Source organism: Amycolatopsis sp. WAC 04197 (assembly GCF_003947475.1).
Lineage (GTDB): Bacteria > Actinomycetota > Actinomycetes > Mycobacteriales > Pseudonocardiaceae > Amycolatopsis > Amycolatopsis japonica.
The window spans coordinates 409,681-425,549 of record NZ_QHJK01000001.1 but is presented as its reverse complement, the minus strand read 5'-3'; the positions used below and the strand labels follow the sequence as shown (position 1 = coordinate 425,549).

Sequence of the window (15,869 nt, the reverse complement as noted above, 5' to 3'; positions counted from 1 at the left end):
TCGGAAACGTCGGTGGGCGGACGTACGATCGGGGCATGTGCCGCAACATCACCACGCTACGAGGCCTGGAACCGGCGGCGACGCCGGACGAGATCGAGGCCGCCGCCCGCCAGTACGTCCGCAAGGTGTCCGGGGTGCAGAGCCTGTCCGACGCCACTCGTGAGCCGTTCGAGGCCGCCGTCGCCGAGATCACCGAGATCACCCGGCGCGTACTGGCCGAGCTGCCCCCGCGCCGTCAGCCGCCGGCGACGGTGCCGCCGCTGCGCCGTCCCGAAGTCCAGGCGCGAATCGCGGCGAAGGCCGCGAAGAGCCAGGCATCCTGAGCTCCGGCGGTTACGGTTAGCGGGTGACATACCCGCAAGACCCCTACGGTCAGCAGCAGCCCTACGGCCAGCAACCTCCGTACGGGCAGCCGTACCAGCAACCGGGTTACGGATACGGCCCGGCGATGCCGCCGCCGCAGGAACAAGGGCTCGCGATCGCGGCACTGGTCGTGTCGATCGCCAGTCTGGTCGCGTGCAGCGGGCTGCCGTCGATCGCCGGCGTCATCATGGGGCATATCGCGCATTCCAAGGCCAAACGCGGGGAAGCGGGCGGCCAGGGGATGGCGCTCGCGGCGATCATCATCGGCTACCTCGGCGTCGCCGTCATCCTGCTGCTCTTGGCGGGTTTCATCTTCGTGGGCATCCTGACCGATTGGGACTTCGACTAGATCCGAAGCGTTCCAGCAAAGCCCCGTCGGATAACCTTGACAGCGGTAGCGTGTCCGAGCGGCCGAAGGAACATGTCTTGAAAACATGCGAGGGCTCTGTCCTCCGTGGGTTCGAATCCCACCGCTACCGCCAGTCTTGAAAACGAAAGCGCCCCAGGCCGACCGGCCTGGGGCGCCTCGCGTCACGCGGGTACCAGTGCCCAGACCGTCTCGTCGCTACGGCCGCCCAGGAACGGCCGCTGCTCCAGCAGCGATGCCGTGCCGTTGTTGATCTGCCGCACCGCCAGCTTGCTCGCCCGGTTCACCAGTCCGTAGCGCATGTCGGCGCTCCGCAACAGCTTCCACTGCTGGTTGGTGGCCGAGCCGCAGTGCGTCTGCTCGAACTGCGCGCCCTCCGCTGTGCTGCCGGAGACCGGACGCAGGCACTGACCGCTCCGCTCGTTGGAGATCTTCCAGTACCCGCCGCCCGCGTCGGTGAGCCGCCACTTCTGGCCGTTGTCGTTCTGCCTGGCCACATGCGTGATCTTCGCGCCCGCCGACGACGAGCCGTCGACGACCGCCGCGCTGTTGCCGTTGGTGGCGACGGTCAGGTAGTACTTCTTGCCCGCCTGCGGGCCGGGATCGGCGACGGGGTTCAGCGTCCACTGCTGGTTGGCCGCCCCGGTGTAGGGCTGCTGGACCAGCGGCGCCGGATACGTACCGCCGTCGGTGATCGCGTAACCGGTCAGGTAGTTGAAGATCGCCACCTTGCCGTTGCCGAGCGGCTGGAACGCCCACCGCATACCGTTCTGGCCGTTGCAGTTGTACTGCAGGATCGGCGTTCCCGGCGCCGTCCCGCTCTGGGCGCTGTCGGCGCACAGCTGGCTGTTGGCGTTCACCAGCTGAAGCCCGGTGTTGTAGCCCAGGATCCACTTCTGGCTCATGGCATCGGTCCGCGGCCGATGGCTGAGGTTCGCGAGGCCGCCGGTCGACGAGCCCACGACGTCGATGGCGTTACCGCTCGCGCCGGTGATGACGTAGGTCTTCCCGCCCCTGGCGTGGCCGTCGTCGTTGTCGGGGGTGTCCTTCTTGATCAGGAAGGCGCTGTTCGCGACGTTCCAATGCGTCGCGAGCCAGCTGCCCGGCGTGGGGTTCGTGCTGAAGTAGTCGTCGTTGCCGCAGTCCAGCAGCCGGTCGAAGTCGCGTTCCGTGCAGTCGAAGGACTGCGTGTCGCCGTAACACATCAGATCCCATTCCTGGGAGCAGTGCCCGCCGCCCTGGTAGTGCGGGGCGCCCGGCAGGACCGCGCCGAGCATGTGGCCCAGTTCGTGCGCGGCGGCGTTGACACCCCAGCAGGGGACGGCGATCTCCGTGTAGTGCCTGCCGTTGTTGAAGGCGTTGGCGGGGCCGGGCTGGTCGTCGCTGTCGCCCCACGTGCCGGCGCAGGTGTGCGGGTTGTCGGAGAACAGCATGTAGTCACGGTCCGCGTTGAAGAAACCGGCCTCGATGGCGCGGTCGCGGATGGCGCCGGACAGATACGTGCCGTCGGGCACCACGAGATTCGCGACGGCGACCTGGCAGCCCGCGCCCGCGGTCGTCACGTAGCGGAGATGTCTGCTGCCGCCGGTCGCGGCGGCGCTGTCGTTGAACGAATCGTCGATCCCGGACGCGTACGCGCGCAGGGACGGCACGACGGTCGCGTACCGGTCGGGCTGGCCGGCCTCACGGACGTAGACCAGCTCGACACGTTTGCCGGAAACCCCGTCGCCCTCGCAGACCACCGGGTTCGCGGCGATCAGCGCTTGGGCGACGGCTGGAGCGAGCGGGGGCGGAGCCACCTCGGAGGCGGCCGCCTCTCCGGTGAGCAGGCCACAGCCGAGGCCGATGGTCACAAGCAGGCAGGCGGTTCGCCGTTTCGCCTTGGACAAGGGCTCTTCCTTTCGCAATGGAGGAACGCGATAACGACGCTAGAGATCGGATGTATGGCCGCGCCAGGCAGAAGGACCGGCAGTCTGCCGCTACCCTTCGGCCATGCCCAAGTACCTGCTGCTCAAGCACTACCGCGGCGCTCCGGCAGCGGTGAACGACATCCCGATGGAGCAATGGGCGCCGGAGGAGGTCACGGCGCATATCGACTACATGAGGGACTTCGCGACCCGGCTCGTGGAGACCGGCGAGTTCGTCGCGGAGCAGGCTCTCGCGCCCGAAGGAACCTTCGTGCGGTACGACGGCGAGGGCAAACCACCGGTCACCGACGGCCCGTTCGCCGAGACCAAGGACCTCATCGCCGGTTTCATGATCATCGACGTCGACAGCTACGAGCGGGCGCTCGAACTCGCGGGTGAACTGTCGGCCGCCCCGGGCGCGGGCGGGAAGCCGATCCACGAATGGCTCGAACTGCGTCCGTTGCAGGGCGAGCCGCTCGTCGTCACGGAGTGACCACCGAACTGGACGAGGCCCTGCTCCGGAGCCTCACGCCGAACGTCCTCGGGATCCTCGTCCGCCGCGGCGCCGACTTCGCGTCGGCCGAGGACGCCGTCCAGGAGGCGCTGATCGAGGCCGTCCGCGTCTGGCCCGGTGACCGGCCGAACGATCCGAAGGGCTGGCTCGTCACCGTCGCCTGGCGCAAGTTCCTCGGGATGGCACGGTCCGACGCCGCCCGCCGCCGACGCGAAGACCTCGTCGACGACGAGCCCGCCCCCGGGCCCGCTCCCGCGGTGGACGACACGCTGCAGCTCTACTTCCTGTGCGCGCACCCGTCGCTGACGCCGGCTTCGGCGGTCGCGCTCACCCTGCGCGCCGTCGGCGGGCTCACCACCCGCCAGATCGCCCAGGCGTACCTGGTGCCCGAAGCGACCATGGCGCAGCGCATCAGCCGGGCCAAGCGCACCGTCTCGGGAGTGCGTTTCGACCAGGCCGGCGACGTCGCCACCGTGCTCCGCGTGCTGTATCTCGTGTTCAACGAGGGCTACTCGGGCGACGTCGACCTCGCCGCCGAAGCCATCCGGCTCACCCGGCGGCTCTTCGCCTCGATCGACCATCCCGAGGTCGCCGGGCTGCTCGCCCTCATGCTGCTCCACCACGCCCGGCGCGCCGCGCGGACGGCGGCCGACGGCGCACTCGTGCCGCTCGCCGAACAGGACCGCGGCGCCTGGGACACGCGTCTGATCGCGGAGGGCGTCGAGATCCTGCAGGCCGCGCTAGCCCGGGACAGGCTGGGCGAGTTCCAGGCGCAGGCCGCCATCGCGGCGCTCCACGCCGACGCTCGCACCGCGGCGGAGACCGACTGGGTGCAGATCGTCGAGTGGTACGACGAACTCGCGCGGCTGACCGGCAGCCCGGTCGTCCGGCTCAACCGCGCGGTCGCCGTCGGCGAGGCGGACGGACCGCGCGCGGGCCTGGCCGCGCTCGCGGAACTGGACGATTCGCTGCCGAGGTACGCGGCGGTGGCGGCGTACCTCCACGAGCGCGACGGCGATCCGGAGACCGCGGCACGGCTGTACAGCGAAGCCGCGGCCAAGGCGGCCGACCTAGCCGAGCGTGCCCACCTGACGCGTCAGGCCGAGCGTCTCAAGAAGTGATCGGCGGCAGCCGCGGCAGGCCGTCGATCTCCGACAGGTGCTCCAGCACGCGTCCGAACGCCTGTCCCAGCACCCGCTGCTCCTCGGGGCTCAGCAGATCGATCAGATGCTCGCGGACGCCCTCGACATGCGTCGGTGCCGCGCCTTCCAGCAGTTCCGCGCCGGTCTCGGTCATCTCCGCGACGACGCCGCGTTTGTCCGCCGGGTCCCGGGTGCGGCGGATGAGACCGTCGGCCTCGAGCCGGACCATCTGGTGCGAAAGCCTGCTCTTGGTCGAACCGAGCATGCTCGCCAGCTCCGTCATCCGCATCCGCCGGTCGGGCTGGAGCGAAAGGCAGACCAAGACCTCGTAGTCGGCGAGGGTGACGTCGTGGCGCTCGGAGAGTTCGCGATGGAGACGCTGTCGCAGCCGCATGGTGGCGACGATGTACGAGCGCCAGGCGACCATCTCGGACTCGGAAAGCCAGCGCACTTCCTTCTGCTCCACCGCCATCCACGCAGAGTAGAGCGTTGATCGCACAAGGCGCATACCCACCGGTCACTTTTCGGTCCCTGAAAAATCCGGCGGAACATTCGCCCGAAGGAGGGTTACGAAAAGGTTGAGACTCGGCGAGAAAAGGCGCATTCTGCTTGTCAGCGGATGGTCGGGCAAGTACCGGGCGAACCCGTGGAAGGGTCGCCGGACCTGCTCCCAGCCGGGAAGGGTCAGGTGGTGGTATGGCGGGTGATTCTCGCGGTTGACCGCCTGCTGTGTCCCCGCGACCGGAACGGAAAGGACCGGGTCGGTCGCGACTGTGAACAGCGACGAGCGCGGGCATCTCGGATGCGCTCGACAATTCTGGCGCATTCGGCGTCACTCCGGCCTGTTTCGGGTTAGCGGCCTCTTCGACCGCCTCGGCAGCGCCAGGACGCCGGCCCGGTGATCGCGGCCGACCGGCGATCGGAACAAGACAACCTCGGTAGCCCTGGGTGCGGCCGCTCCACGCGGCCGCACCCAGGCATATCCGGGGTCTTCCGGCTACGCTTCCCCCGTGCGATTCGACGAAGGCGCGGGCCTGGACACCTCCGAGGTCGAGGACCTGCGCGGCGGTGGCGGTATCGGCGGCCGGGTGGCACTCGGCGGCGGCGGGCTCGGCGTGGTCGGCCTGGTCATCTACTTCCTGCTCTCCCAGTTCGGCGGCGTGAGCCTGAACCCGTCGTCCGGCGGGATCGGCAGCCTCGGCGGCGTGGGTTCCGGGCAGCAGATGGACAACACCACGCTGTCCCAGGAGTGCAAGACCGGCGCGGACGCGAACCGGAACCACGACTGCGCGATCGTCGCCATCATCAACTCGATCCAGGACTACTGGGGGCAGGAGTTCCAGCGGTCCGGCTCGACCTACCGCAAGGCCGTCACGAACTTCTTCAACGGCGGGGTGAACACCGCCTGCGGTAACGCGACTTCCGACGTCGGGCCGTTCTACTGCCCCGGCGACTCCGAGGTCTACATCGATCTGGGCTTCTTCAACGAACTCCGCACCAGGTTCGGCGCAGAGGGCGGGCCGTTCGCGGAGGCGTACGTGCTGGCCCACGAATACGGCCACCACGTGCAGAATCTCACCGGTGTGTCCAAAAAGGGCACCGGGAGCGGGCCGACGTCGGGTTCGGTGCGGCTCGAACTGCAGGCCGACTGCTACGCCGGCGTCTGGGCGAACCACGCGACGACCACCCCGACCGAGAGCGGGCGGCCGCTGATCAGCGAGATCAGCCAGGAGGACGTCAACTCCGCGCTGGACACCGCTTCGCGGATCGGCGACGACTACATCCAGTCGAAACTCGGCGGGGGCCGGGTCGACGAGTCGAAGTTCAGCCACGGCACCTCGGCGCAGCGGAAGAAGTGGTTCACCACCGGCTTCCAGACCGGCGAGCCGGCGCGGTGCGACACGTTCGCGGCCAAGAGCCTGGGCTGAGCACTCGCGGGTGCAAGTCCGTGAAGGCCTCCTTCCCTACCCTGAAGGTAGGCAAGGAGGCCTTCACGGACTTGCGGATCGCCACCCGCGGCTCGGCAACACCACCAGCTCCAGCAGTCACAGCAGATGCGCGTGAAGGCCCCCTTCCCTCGGCTCAGCCGAGGAAACTCGACCTTCACACCTTCCCAAGTACGTGAAGGCCCCCTTCACTGCGTCTAGCGCAATGAAGGGGGCCTTCACGTACTGCAGGGGACGCGTCTCGTGAGAGATCAGGCGGCGACGTGGTGCTCGTCAGCCTGGACGGAAGCCGTCATGCTCCGCTGCTGAGACCGCTCGGCCGCGCGAAGGGACTTCGCCTTCGCGGCCGAACTGCCCGACACACCGTTGATGTCCGCGGTGCTGGTCGCGTACACGCCCAGCGCCCACGCGACGGCGTCGGAGTTGCGTTCGAGCGCGACGCGATCGATGTTGCCGAGGTTGTCGCACGCCTGGTGGTAGCACTTGTCGTAAGGAACGTTGGCGCTGCCGCCCCACTTGGCCGCCTGCGCCGCGGTCTTCACGCCTTCGGCACCGGTGAACAGGCCACCGGCCGGGATGCCGACCGCGATGAACTGGCCGTAGTCGGAGCGACCGGTGAAGTCCGTGCCCTCGACCGGGACACCCTTGCCGAGCTGGAGGTAGTCCACGAGGGTCTTCTCGAGCTGCGCGGAACCGTACGGGCCCGCACCCGCGCCGACACCGTCGGAGTTGTCACCGTCGTAGGCGAAGTACGCCGCGTTCGGCGAGCCGATCATGTCGTAGTTGTAGTAGAGCGCGATGTCGAGCTGCTGCTCGAAGCTCAGCGAGTTGACGTAGTAGGTCGAGCCGACGAGGCCGAACTCCTCGGCGCTCCACCAGCCGAAGCGGACGGCGTTGTTGGCCTTGGGCTTGCTGCCCAGCTGCAGCGCGGTCTCCAGCAGCGCGGCGGAACCGGTGCCGTTGTCGTTGATGCCGGGGCCCTCGGTGACGCTGTCGAGGTGGGCGCCGAGCATCACGACGTTGTCCTTGCGCCCGGTCTTGGTCTCGGCGATGACGTTGTAGCTGGTCCGCGCCTCCTGGAAGGCACGCAGGTCGAGGGTGACCGAGGCACCGGCCTTGCCGGCGAGCGCCTGTCCGTCGGCCTGGGTGATGCCGCCGGTCGGGATCTTGCCCGCGGCCGGGTCGCCCAGGGTGCCGTTGACCGGGCCCGGGACGTTGTTGTAGACGATCGCGCCGACGGCGCCCGCCGCCGCGGCCGTCGCCTGCTTCTGCGCGAAGGAGCAGCCACCGCGCTGGATCAGCGCGATCTTGCCGGTGACACCGCCGGCGTAGTCGGTCGCTTCGCAGCCGCTGGTGTCGTCGACCGGGACCACCGCGAGCGGGGCGGTGATTCCACCGGCGGGCGTCGACGGGCTGTAGGACATGATGATGATCGGGACGTCGGCGCCCGCGACCGTCAGCTTCTCCGCGAGGGTTTCCGCGTAGGTGAAGGGGAACTCCTGCCGAGTCACCGTGAAGCCCGCCTGCTCCAGCTTCGTGGCGACGTACTCGGCGGACTTCTTGTGCCCTTCGGTGCTGGCGGCGCGGCGGCCGCCGTTCGCGTCCGAGATCCGCTGCAGCGCGATCAGGTGCCGGTTGACGTTGTTCACGTCGACCTTCTTGACGAGCTGCTTGGCCAGCGCGGGACCGTCGATCCCGGTCGTGGCCGTCGCAGCGGGAGCCATTCCGACCGTGAGCGCGGCGGTGGCCATCACCACGATCGAGGGAACAATGCTTCTTCGCGAATATGACATGAGCGTCACCTTTGTGTGGTTTGTGCCACAGGTCAACCGACGTTCGGCGGACTTTACGACACCGGGATAGGGTCGTTTGTATGTACGCGATCACCATCCGTGAGCCCGGCGATCCCGATGTTCTCGAATGGACCGAGGTCCCTGATCCCGTTGCGGGTGAAGGCGAAGTCGTCATCGAAGTCGCCGCGAGCGCCGTCAACCGCGCTGACCTGCTGCAACGACAGGGGAACTATCCGCCTCCGCCGGGCGCCAGCGAAATCCTCGGGCTCGAATGTTCGGGCACGATCGCCGAAATCGGCGAAGGCGTCGAAGGATGGCGAATCGGCGACGAAGTTTGTGCTTTGCTCGCCGGTGGTGGCTACGGGGAAAAGGTCGCCGTCCCGGCCGGACAACTGCTTCCGCTTCCCGCCGAAGTCGAATTGCTCGCGGCCGCCGGACTACCCGAAGTCGCGTGCACGGTTTGGGCGAATGTGGTGATGCACGCCGGCTTGTCCGAGGGTGACGTCCTGCTCGTCCACGGCGGCGCGGGCGGGATCGGCACACACGCGATCCAGGTCGCCAAGGCGCTCGGCGCGACGGTCGCGGTGACCGCGGGTTCGGAAGAACGGCTGGAGAGCTGCCGCCAGCTCGGCGCCGACATCGCGATCAACTACAAGGAGCAGGACTTCGTCGAGGTGCTGCGCGCCGAAACCGATGGCGCGAACGTCATCCTCGACAACATGGGCGCCAAGTACCTCGGCCGCAACATCGACGCGCTGGCCATGGACGGCAGGCTGGTCGTCATCGGCATGCAGGGCGGCGTCAAGGGTGAGCTGAACATCGGCAAGCTGATGGGCAAGCGGGCGAGCGTGTTCGGCGCCGGCCTGCGCTCACGGCCGCTGGCGCAGAAGGCGGCGATCGTCGCCGACGTCCGCGAGCGGCTGTGGCCGTTGGTGGAGCAGGGTTCGGTGAAGCCGATCGTCGGTCAGGTCGTCCCGATGGCCGAAGCCGCGTCCGCGCACCGGGCCCTCGAGGACGGCACCGTTTTCGGCAAGGTTCTGCTTGCCGCGAAGTCCTAGCGGATCTCTTCCAGCACGCGGACGAGCTGATTGACCTCGAAGACGTTCGAGTAATGCGCGAGTCCGATGCGGACGGCGCCGCCGACTTCGGCGGCGCCGAGCGAGCCGAAGACACCGCTCGTGCCGTCGTCGGCGAAGGCGCAGAGCCCTTGGGACGCCAGGTATTCGGCGACCTCGGGTGCCTTCTTGCCCGCGACGGCGAACGCGAGCGCAGGGATCCTGCGCATGGCGTCGCCGATGACCATGACGTGCCGCAGCGAACGCAGCTCCGTGGACAGCTGCGCCAGAAGTCCCGCGTGGTACGACTTGGCCGAGCCCAGCGACGTCACCAGCTTCTCGCGCCGGGAGCCCTGCGCGGCGTCGTCCAGACCGGCCAGGTAGTCGATCGACGCGACCAGCCCGGCCAGCAACGGGTACGCGTGCGGCCCCAGTTCCATCCGGGCCGGACCGCGCGCGGCCGGGTCGAGCGAGACCGACGGCAACCGTTCGAGCAGTTCGGGATCGCGGAAGACCAGCGCCCCCACCGACGGCCCGCCCCATGCCTGCGCCGAAACCACCATCACGTCGGCGCCGAGCGCGTTGAGGTCCAGCGGCACGAACGGCGCCGCGTACGTCGCGTCGACGACGACCAGCGCGCCGACGCGTTTGGCGAACTCGATCACCGTCGGGACGTCGGGTCGCGTGCCGACCGAACCGGACGCCAGCGTGACCGCGACGGCCTTGGTGCGCGCGGAGACGAGGTTCTCGTACTGCCAGGCGGGCAGCTCACAGGTCTCGATGTCGATCTCGCCCCAGCGCACCACCGCGCCGACCCGTTTCGCCGCTCGGCGCCACGGCGCGAGGTTGGCCTCTTCGTCGAGCCGGGAGACGACGACCTCGTCGCCGATCGTCCAGCGATCGGCCATCGCGTCGACGAGACGGCGGATGAGATCGGGCGCGTTGGGTCCGAGCACGACTCCGGCCGGGTCGGCGCCGACCAGGTCGGCGACCGCACGGCGAGCGGCCGTGACAATGCTTTCCGCGCGCTGGGAGGCCGGAAACGCTCCACCCGGCCCGGACACCGGAGCGCGCATGGCCGTGGATACGGCCGAAGCGACCTGTTCAGGTACGAGCATTCCGGCGGCGCCGTCGAAGTGAATCCAGCCGTCACCCAGCGCGGGAAACAACCCACGGATACGAGCGACGTCGAACGCCATGGGGACACCGTACGGACGTGCGGTTTGGCGCTTTACCCGGGGTTGGCTGCCCGATCACGGGGCGCGACGATTCCCGCTACGCTCGGAGACGGCGCTGAAAACCACACTGCGCTTCGTGCCCGACGTAGGCCAGGATGGAGCACATGACCGACCCAGTTTCCCGCGAATCGACCACCCCCGGTGACGGCGGAGGAGACTCCACACACCATGTGGTGGTCGTCGGTCCCGACGGCACCCCGGTCGGCACCGCGCGCGTCGCCTCCCCCGGCGCCGACTCCGGATCCGGCGAGGAGGGCCACGAGGAATCGCTCGGCGATCTCGTCGAAGAGCCCGCCAAGGTGATGCGGATCGGCACGATGATCAAACAGCTGCTGGAGGAGGTCCGCGCCGCGCCGCTGGACGACGCCAGCCGCACCCGCGTGCGCGAGATCCACCAGACCTCGATCCGCGAGCTGGAGCAGGCGCTCGCGCCCGAGCTGCAGGACGAGCTGGAACGGCTCGTGCGGCCGTTCACCGAGAACTCGACGCCGTCCGATGCCGAACTGCGGATCGCGCAGGCGCAGCTCGTCGGCTGGCTGGAAGGGCTGTTCAGCGGCATCCAGACCGCGCTGTTCGCGCAGCAGATGGCGGCGCGGGTGCAGCTGGAACAGATGCGGCGGGGGCTGCCGGCGGGTCCGTCCGCGGGCGGCGCCGCTTTGGGTGGGCACGGAGCCGGCGGCGAGTCTCACGGGCCGGGCCAGTACCTCTGACACGCGCGCCTCTCCAAATGTCATGAAAGGGTCGTTCAAGACGTTTTTCGTCCTGAACGACCCTTTCATGACATCCGCGGCTCAGCGCAGCGGGCGGAAGAACGTCCGCAGGTCGTCGATGAGCAGATCCGGCACTTCCAGCCCCGGGAAGTGACCCCCTCGGTCCGGAGTGGACCAGTGCACGACGTTGTCGGTGCGCTCGGCGAGGTGCCGGATCGGCAGGCCGGTGTCCTTGGGGAACACGGCCACGCCGGTGGGCACTGTGGACCGCGGCGGTGGCGTACCCCAAGCCTGGCCCAGCGTGGTGTAGATCCGCGAAGACGAGTTCGCCGTGCCGGTGAGCCAGTAGAGCATCACGCTGGTGAGCAGATCGTCGCGATCGATCGCGTCCTCCGGGACGTCACGCGAGTCCGAATAGGACTTGAACTTCTCCACCAGCCAGCCGAGCTGCCCGGCAGGTGAGTCGGTGAGCCCGTAGGCAAGCGTTTGCGGCTTGGTCGACTGGAGCATCGCGTAGCCCAATTCGCCGCTCTGCAACTCCCGCCCGCGCGCCAGCGCAGCCTCGCCCCGCGCGAGTTCTTCGCCGGTGAGTCCCTCCAGATCGGCCTCGCTCCGGGGCACCGCGTGCGGCAACATCGTCAGATGCGCGCCGATCACCCGTTCCGGGCACCGGACGCCCACCGCGCGCGACACGATCGCGCCCCAGTCGCCGCCGTGCAGCCCGAACCGCTCGTACCCGAGGCGCGACAGCAGCTCGGCCCAGGCGTCCGCGGTCCGGTCCGAACCCCAGTTCGCCTCGGTCGTCGGCCCGGAGAAACCGAACCCCGGCAGCGACGGCACGACGACGTGGAACGCGTCCCCCGGGTCGCCGCCGTACGCGCGCGGGTCCGAGAGTGGCCCGACGACGTCGAGGAATTCCACAATGGACCCCGGCCAGCCGTGCGTGAGCACCAGCGGGATCGCGTCCGGCTCCGGTGACCGTGCGTGCAGGAAGTGGACGTTCGCGCCGTCGATGTTCGTCAGGAATCCGGGGAAACCGTTGAGACGCTCCTCGTGGGCGCGCCAGTCGTAGCGGAGCCGCCAGTATTCGGCGAGCTCCTGGAGGTAGCCGAGCGGCGTCCCGAGGCCCCACCCGACGCCGTCGATCTCGTCCGGCCAGCGGGTGTTCGCCAGGCGGGCGGCGAGATCGTCGAGGTCGCGCTGGGGGACGTCGATCGTGAACGGCGTGATGGTCATGGGGACGACGGTAGGGAGGATCGAGGACAGCCGCGGTCCTCGATCGAAGGTCAAACCCGGTTCTCGGGCCGCGCCCAATTGGTCATCAGCTCAGCGACGTCGGCGACTTCGTCCTCGTCGTCCTCACGGCCCTCCGCGCGGAGGAACAGCATGAGGTCGAGGAGTTCTTGGTACAGCTCATCACGAGGAGTGCCGCGCTCGAGTTCCTCGATGAGCAGCGGACGGCACTCGTCGTAGCGCTTGTTCGCGATGATGTCGAGCAGCCGTTCGCGGAAATCCGCACTGACCCCCATGCCCTCACCCTCCCGGCAGCTGAGCACGCAGACGATCGAGCCACCGGTCGATCGTGTCCTCGTACCGGCCGGGGTCGTTCCGGCGCTGTGCCTCGCCGACGGACTCGTCGAGCGCCGCGCGGATCCGCGCGGCGTGCTCGGGCAGGGCGAAGACCTCTTGGAAGTAGCCCTCGCGCATCTGGACGTCCGCGACCAGCTGGTAGTCGCGCGCCGCGTCGGGGACGACGAGGCCGTACGCCCAGCCGGGGGTGGCCCCGCGGCCGCGAGCGGTGACGACGATGACCGTCGGGCGGGCGGCCTTGACGACGTCCGTCGGCGAGGCGCCGTGTGCGATGGCCTCGTCGTTCAGTCCGATGTAGTCGATCGACTTCCAGCCGCTGTAGTACGGGATCGCCCCCGCGTCGGAGACCGCCAGGCTCCGTGCCGCTTCCGGCACCTGGGCGTTCGCGAGGCCCTTGCCGATGGCGACATGGGCGCGCTGCAGGTCGGGGCCGTAGTTGGCGATCACCGGCAGATCCGTCGACTGGGCACCGGTGACCGCGACCCAGCCGACCGCGACCGCGCCGGACACCGCGGCGATCCACCGGCGGCCGAGGTGTGCCATGGCCAGCCCCGCGCCGAGGCACAGCACGGGGAAGGCGTGGAAGGCGAAGCGGTGGATGTAGTCCATGGTCGGTCCGGAAACCGCGTAGGTCATGCCGGTCAGCAAGACGACCGAGGACAGCACCAGGCCCGCTCCCCTGCTCGCCTTGCGGAACAGCAGGAAGGCCGTCAGCGCCAGCAGCGGGAGGACGAGCCAGGCGGTGGTCTCCAGCCAGACCGATCCGGCGTCGAGGTTGCCGAACTTGACGTAGAAGGTGTTCGGGAACAGATGCCCGAAGTACGTCCACCGCCAGACGAAGTAGCCGCCGCCGAGGACGAGGACCGCGGCCGCCAGCGCCCAGGTGCGCCGCCGTCCGCGCCCGAGCCACAGCCAGATCAGGAACGCCGGGAAGGTCGCGAGGACACCCTCGGGCCGGATCATCCCGGCGAGCAGCAGCAAAAGCGGCGGTTCCCAGTCGCGTACCGCGCGGCCCTGGACGAGGTCCACGCCGACGATGGCGGCGCGCAGCACGACGGCGGCGAACGCGATGGTCTCCAGGCCGGCGGTGACGTGGAAGTAGGTCGGCACGAACAGCAGCAGCGCGCCGCCGGCCACGAGCGCGCCGAGGACACCCGCCGCGCGATGTCCGGCGCGGACCAGCATCACCAGGATCAAGGCGCCGAGTACGACGGACGTCACCTTGGCGACGGTCTCCAACGGCAGGCCCGCGAGAGCGAACGGGACGTGCCAGAGCATCCAGAGGAAGTTCGTGAAGCCCTCGATCGGGTCTTCTCCCACGTTCCACACCGGACCGTGGCCGTTCGCCATGTTCGCCGAGTACCGGAAGGTGATGAAGGCGTCGTCGACGGTGAAGAACCACGCCGCCCAGCATCCGGCGAGGAAGAGCGCTCCGAAACCGAGCAAGACGGCGAGAAGCCCTCGACGCGGTTTCGGTTCCTGGACGGCGTCGGCCTCGCTTCGCTCCGCCGTGGTCGTCATTCCGCCATCCTCGTCTTCTCCAGCCGGTCCAGTACACGGTCGACTCCTCGCCCGTCCACAAGAGCCATCGAAGTCACGGAAAGACCGTTACGCACGGCCGAGTCCGACAGCAGTCCCCTGAGCGTCTCGGTGGCCCGGCCGTCGAGCGCGTCCGCGCTGCCCAGCCCGGCCGCCAGTCCGAGATCGACTGCCGCGCGATATCCCGCGTCCTGGTTCTCCACGAGCCGGACCACCGCGGTGGGGACGCCGAGGCAGCACAGTTCGAGCAGCGTGACCCCCGCCGCGCTGATCGCCACGTCCGTTTCCACCAGCAGGTCGAGCAGGCCCGGCCCCGGCGGCGCGATCCGGAATTCCTGACCGGGCAGCGGTTCGGGCACGGTCGGCTCACCGCGTACGAGCACGTCGGCTTCGAAGGGTGCGCGAGTGTCGCGAAGGGCACGTAAGAGCGCGCTGACCGTATCGGCCCATTCCGCGCCGCCTCCCAGCACGACGGTGATCCGCGGCCGTTCCCCAGCCGATCCCTGGGACCGCTTTTCCCGCGCCCGGACAAAGGCTTCCCTCAGCGGCGCGTAACGCGCTCCGCGCAGCAACTCCCCCGAGCCGTCCCCGGGACGTGGCCTCGGCTCGAAGGCGCAATCGACCACGAGATCCGCCGCACGCCTGCCGAAAACGTCGTCCTCGATGGACACCAGCAGCGCGCCCGCGGCGTTGATCTCCTCGCGCAGTTCGCCGAGACCGTAGTGATCGACGACCACCGCGTCGAAGCCCTCGAAAGGCGCGGACGGCACCACCGGAACGGACAGCTCGGCGAACCGCGCGGCCAGCCATTCGGCGTTGTCCACCCGGCCCGCGAACACGACCTCCCAGCCGCGCGCGACGGCGCGTTCGGCATAGGCGACCATGCGCGCGACGTGGCCGGCGCCGATCGACGGCGAGGCGTCGGCTCGAAGCAGCAGCCGGGTCACCTGGCCACCTTCTTCTGTTCGACGTGCGCGTTGAGCTTCGCCAGCTCGGGCCGGGACCGCAGCACCGCGACCACCTCGCGCCAGTCGCCGACGCGGTCGCCCAGTTCGGCGACGATCCCTTCGATGACCGACCAGTCCTCGACGGTGTCCAAGGTCACGCGCAGGTCCTCGGCGGGCGGGCTGACGACGATCCCGGCACAGGAGTACCGCTCCGGGTTCGCGTAGACGCCGGAGGTGACGTGCTCGCGATCGGCGCCCCGGGCCGTCTCGATCTGTTCGGCGAGCACCCCGGTGCGCACGAGCTCGGCGTCGAAACCGCGCGGCAAGGTGCGCACCAGCACGGTGCTCAAGTAGTCGAGCGACGGCTGCGCGCGCCACTGCGCCACGAGCTGGCCGATGAGGTGGGGATCCAGCAGCGGGCAGTCCGCCGTGAGCCGCACCACCGCGTCGGCCGGGTACGACTCGATGGCGACCGCGAAACGCGCGAGGACGTCGTCGAGCGGACCTCTGGCGACCAGGGCGCCGTGCCGGGCGGCCTCCTCGGCCACCGCGTCGTCGTCGGCCTCCGTCGAGGTCGCGACCACGACGTTGTCGATTCCCGGCGAAGCGGCGGCGGCGCGGACGACCCAGCCGAGGACGCTCCGGCCCGCCAGGGGGCGGAGCACCTTGCCGGGTAGCCGGGTGGACGACGCGCGTGCCTGGATGACGGCGTTGACCACGTGGGCCCCGGGGTCTGGATCCATGGGTGACATGATGTC

General features: G+C 69.3%; 16 protein-coding genes and 1 tRNA gene. 8 read left to right on the top strand and 9 right to left on the bottom strand.

Annotated elements, in window-relative coordinates; translation table 11 throughout:
- Positions 1-35 precede the first annotated feature (35 nt).
- The 3 genes from DMC64_RS02045 to DMC64_RS02035 all read left to right on the top strand — a co-directional run bounded on the left by DMC64_RS02045 (position 36) and on the right by DMC64_RS02035 (position 845).
- Positions 36-323, top strand: coding sequence for a DUF2277 domain-containing protein (locus tag DMC64_RS02045; protein WP_037336023.1), 288 nt, complete (start codon positions 36-38; stop codon positions 321-323).
- Between the two features lie 23 nt (positions 324-346).
- Entirely contained in the window at positions 347-712 is a 366-nt protein-coding gene (locus DMC64_RS02040; protein ID WP_125731682.1) for a DUF4190 domain-containing protein, read from the top strand.
- A gap of 44 nt (positions 713-756) precedes the next feature.
- Positions 757-845, top strand: a tRNA-Ser gene (locus DMC64_RS02035).
- 49 nt (positions 846-894) lie between these two features.
- On the opposite strand, the gene DMC64_RS02030 is transcribed toward DMC64_RS02035, so the two are convergent.
- The gene (locus tag DMC64_RS02030) at positions 895-2,619 is read right to left on the bottom strand and encodes an RICIN domain-containing protein (protein WP_125731680.1); all 1,725 of its coding nucleotides are present in this window, start codon (positions 2,617-2,619) and stop codon (positions 895-897) included.
- A 103-nt stretch (positions 2,620-2,722) separates the two neighbouring features.
- Here DMC64_RS02030 and DMC64_RS02025 point away from each other — a divergent pair, with 103 nt between their 5' ends.
- Together DMC64_RS02025 and DMC64_RS02020 are read left to right on the top strand one after the other, a co-directional pair.
- Positions 2,723-3,130 (top strand): YciI family protein, encoded by a 408-nt coding sequence (locus DMC64_RS02025; protein WP_125731678.1) that lies wholly within the window; start codon positions 2,723-2,725, stop codon positions 3,128-3,130.
- An 8-nt stretch (positions 3,131-3,138) separates the two neighbouring features.
- Positions 3,139-4,272, top strand: coding sequence for an RNA polymerase sigma factor (locus tag DMC64_RS02020; protein ID WP_125732800.1), 1,134 nt, complete (start codon positions 3,139-3,141; stop codon positions 4,270-4,272).
- Here the strand turns inward: DMC64_RS02020 and DMC64_RS02015 are convergent.
- Positions 4,262-4,765 carry a MarR family winged helix-turn-helix transcriptional regulator gene (locus DMC64_RS02015; protein WP_037333383.1) on the bottom strand — a complete coding sequence of 168 codons (504 nt, stop codon included), beginning with the start codon at positions 4,763-4,765 and terminating at the stop codon, positions 4,262-4,264. The two genes, DMC64_RS02020 and DMC64_RS02015, sit on opposite strands and share 11 nt — an antisense overlap.
- 538 nt (positions 4,766-5,303) lie before the next feature.
- Here DMC64_RS02015 and DMC64_RS02010 point away from each other — a divergent pair.
- Entirely contained in the window at positions 5,304-6,221 is a 918-nt protein-coding gene (locus tag DMC64_RS02010; protein ID WP_125731676.1) for a neutral zinc metallopeptidase, read from the top strand.
- Positions 6,222-6,490: 269 nt separating this feature from the next.
- Here the strand turns inward: DMC64_RS02010 and DMC64_RS02005 are convergent, their stop codons facing one another.
- Positions 6,491-8,032: a M28 family metallopeptidase gene (locus DMC64_RS02005; RefSeq protein ID WP_162836884.1), complete on the bottom strand. Its 1,542-nt coding sequence runs from the start codon at positions 8,030-8,032 to the stop codon at positions 6,491-6,493.
- 80 nt (positions 8,033-8,112) lie between these two features.
- Between DMC64_RS02005 and DMC64_RS02000 the strand changes: the two genes are divergently transcribed.
- The gene (locus DMC64_RS02000) at positions 8,113-9,090 is read left to right on the top strand and encodes an NAD(P)H-quinone oxidoreductase (RefSeq protein ID WP_037333390.1); all 978 of its coding nucleotides are present in this window, start codon (positions 8,113-8,115) and stop codon (positions 9,088-9,090) included.
- Here DMC64_RS02000 and DMC64_RS01995 read toward each other — a convergent pair.
- Positions 9,087-10,286, bottom strand: coding sequence for a cysteine desulfurase-like protein (locus tag DMC64_RS01995; protein ID WP_037333392.1), 1,200 nt, complete (start codon positions 10,284-10,286; stop codon positions 9,087-9,089). The two genes, DMC64_RS02000 and DMC64_RS01995, sit on opposite strands and share 4 nt — an antisense overlap.
- 134 nt (positions 10,287-10,420) lie before the next feature.
- Here DMC64_RS01995 and DMC64_RS01990 point away from each other — a divergent pair, with 134 nt between their 5' ends.
- Complete coding sequence (locus DMC64_RS01990) at positions 10,421-11,035, top strand: bacterial proteasome activator family protein (RefSeq protein WP_125731674.1); 615 nt, start codon at positions 10,421-10,423, stop codon at positions 11,033-11,035.
- Between the two features lie 81 nt (positions 11,036-11,116).
- Here DMC64_RS01990 and DMC64_RS01985 read toward each other — a convergent pair whose 3' ends face one another.
- Genes DMC64_RS01985 through DMC64_RS01965 form a run of 5 tightly spaced genes read right to left on the bottom strand, consistent with a single transcriptional unit; the run spans position 11,117 to position 15,854 of the window.
- Positions 11,117-12,271, bottom strand: coding sequence for an epoxide hydrolase family protein (locus DMC64_RS01985; RefSeq protein WP_125731673.1), 1,155 nt, complete (start codon positions 12,269-12,271; stop codon positions 11,117-11,119).
- Positions 12,272-12,321: 50 nt separating this feature from the next.
- Entirely contained in the window at positions 12,322-12,564 is a 243-nt protein-coding gene (locus DMC64_RS01980) for a hypothetical protein (protein ID WP_125731671.1), read from the bottom strand.
- A gap of 4 nt (positions 12,565-12,568) precedes the next feature.
- Positions 12,569-14,146 (bottom strand): hypothetical protein, encoded by a 1,578-nt coding sequence (locus DMC64_RS01975; protein WP_125731669.1) that lies wholly within the window; start codon positions 14,144-14,146, stop codon positions 12,569-12,571.
- Positions 14,143-15,111, bottom strand: coding sequence for a spore coat protein (locus tag DMC64_RS01970; RefSeq protein ID WP_125731667.1), 969 nt, complete (start codon positions 15,109-15,111; stop codon positions 14,143-14,145). The genes DMC64_RS01975 and DMC64_RS01970 overlap by 4 nt, the downstream gene beginning before the upstream one ends.
- On the bottom strand, positions 15,108-15,854 hold the full coding sequence (locus DMC64_RS01965; RefSeq protein ID WP_125731665.1) for a cytidylyltransferase domain-containing protein: 747 nt from the start codon (positions 15,852-15,854) through the stop codon (positions 15,108-15,110). The genes DMC64_RS01970 and DMC64_RS01965 overlap by 4 nt, the downstream gene beginning before the upstream one ends.
- Positions 15,855-15,869: the final 15 nt, after the last annotated feature.

Bases quoted from the DNA above. Each gene is read 5' to 3' on its own strand.
- DMC64_RS02015 (WP_037333383.1), bottom strand. From the start codon at position 4,765: ATGGCGGTGGAGCAGAAGGAAGTGCGCTGGCTTTCCGAGTCCGAGATG.
- DMC64_RS01965 (WP_125731665.1), bottom strand. From the start codon at position 15,854: ATGGATCCAGACCCCGGGGCCCACGTGGTCAACGCCGTCATCCAGGCA.
- DMC64_RS02045 (WP_037336023.1), top strand. From the start codon at position 36: ATGTGCCGCAACATCACCACGCTACGAGGCCTGGAACCGGCGGCGACG.
- DMC64_RS01985 (WP_125731673.1), bottom strand. From the start codon at position 12,271: ATGACCATCACGCCGTTCACGATCGACGTCCCCCAGCGCGACCTCGAC.
- DMC64_RS02000 (WP_037333390.1), top strand. From the start codon at position 8,113: ATGTACGCGATCACCATCCGTGAGCCCGGCGATCCCGATGTTCTCGAA.
- DMC64_RS02005 (WP_162836884.1), bottom strand. From the start codon at position 8,032: ATGTCATATTCGCGAAGAAGCATTGTTCCCTCGATCGTGGTGATGGCC.
- DMC64_RS01980 (WP_125731671.1), bottom strand. From the start codon at position 12,564: ATGGGGGTCAGTGCGGATTTCCGCGAACGGCTGCTCGACATCATCGCG.
- DMC64_RS01975 (WP_125731669.1), bottom strand. From the start codon at position 14,146: ATGACGACCACGGCGGAGCGAAGCGAGGCCGACGCCGTCCAGGAACCG.
- DMC64_RS01990 (WP_125731674.1), top strand. From the start codon at position 10,421: ATGGAGCACATGACCGACCCAGTTTCCCGCGAATCGACCACCCCCGGT.
- DMC64_RS02025 (WP_125731678.1), top strand. From the start codon at position 2,723: ATGCCCAAGTACCTGCTGCTCAAGCACTACCGCGGCGCTCCGGCAGCG.
- DMC64_RS01995 (WP_037333392.1), bottom strand. From the start codon at position 10,286: ATGGCGTTCGACGTCGCTCGTATCCGTGGGTTGTTTCCCGCGCTGGGT.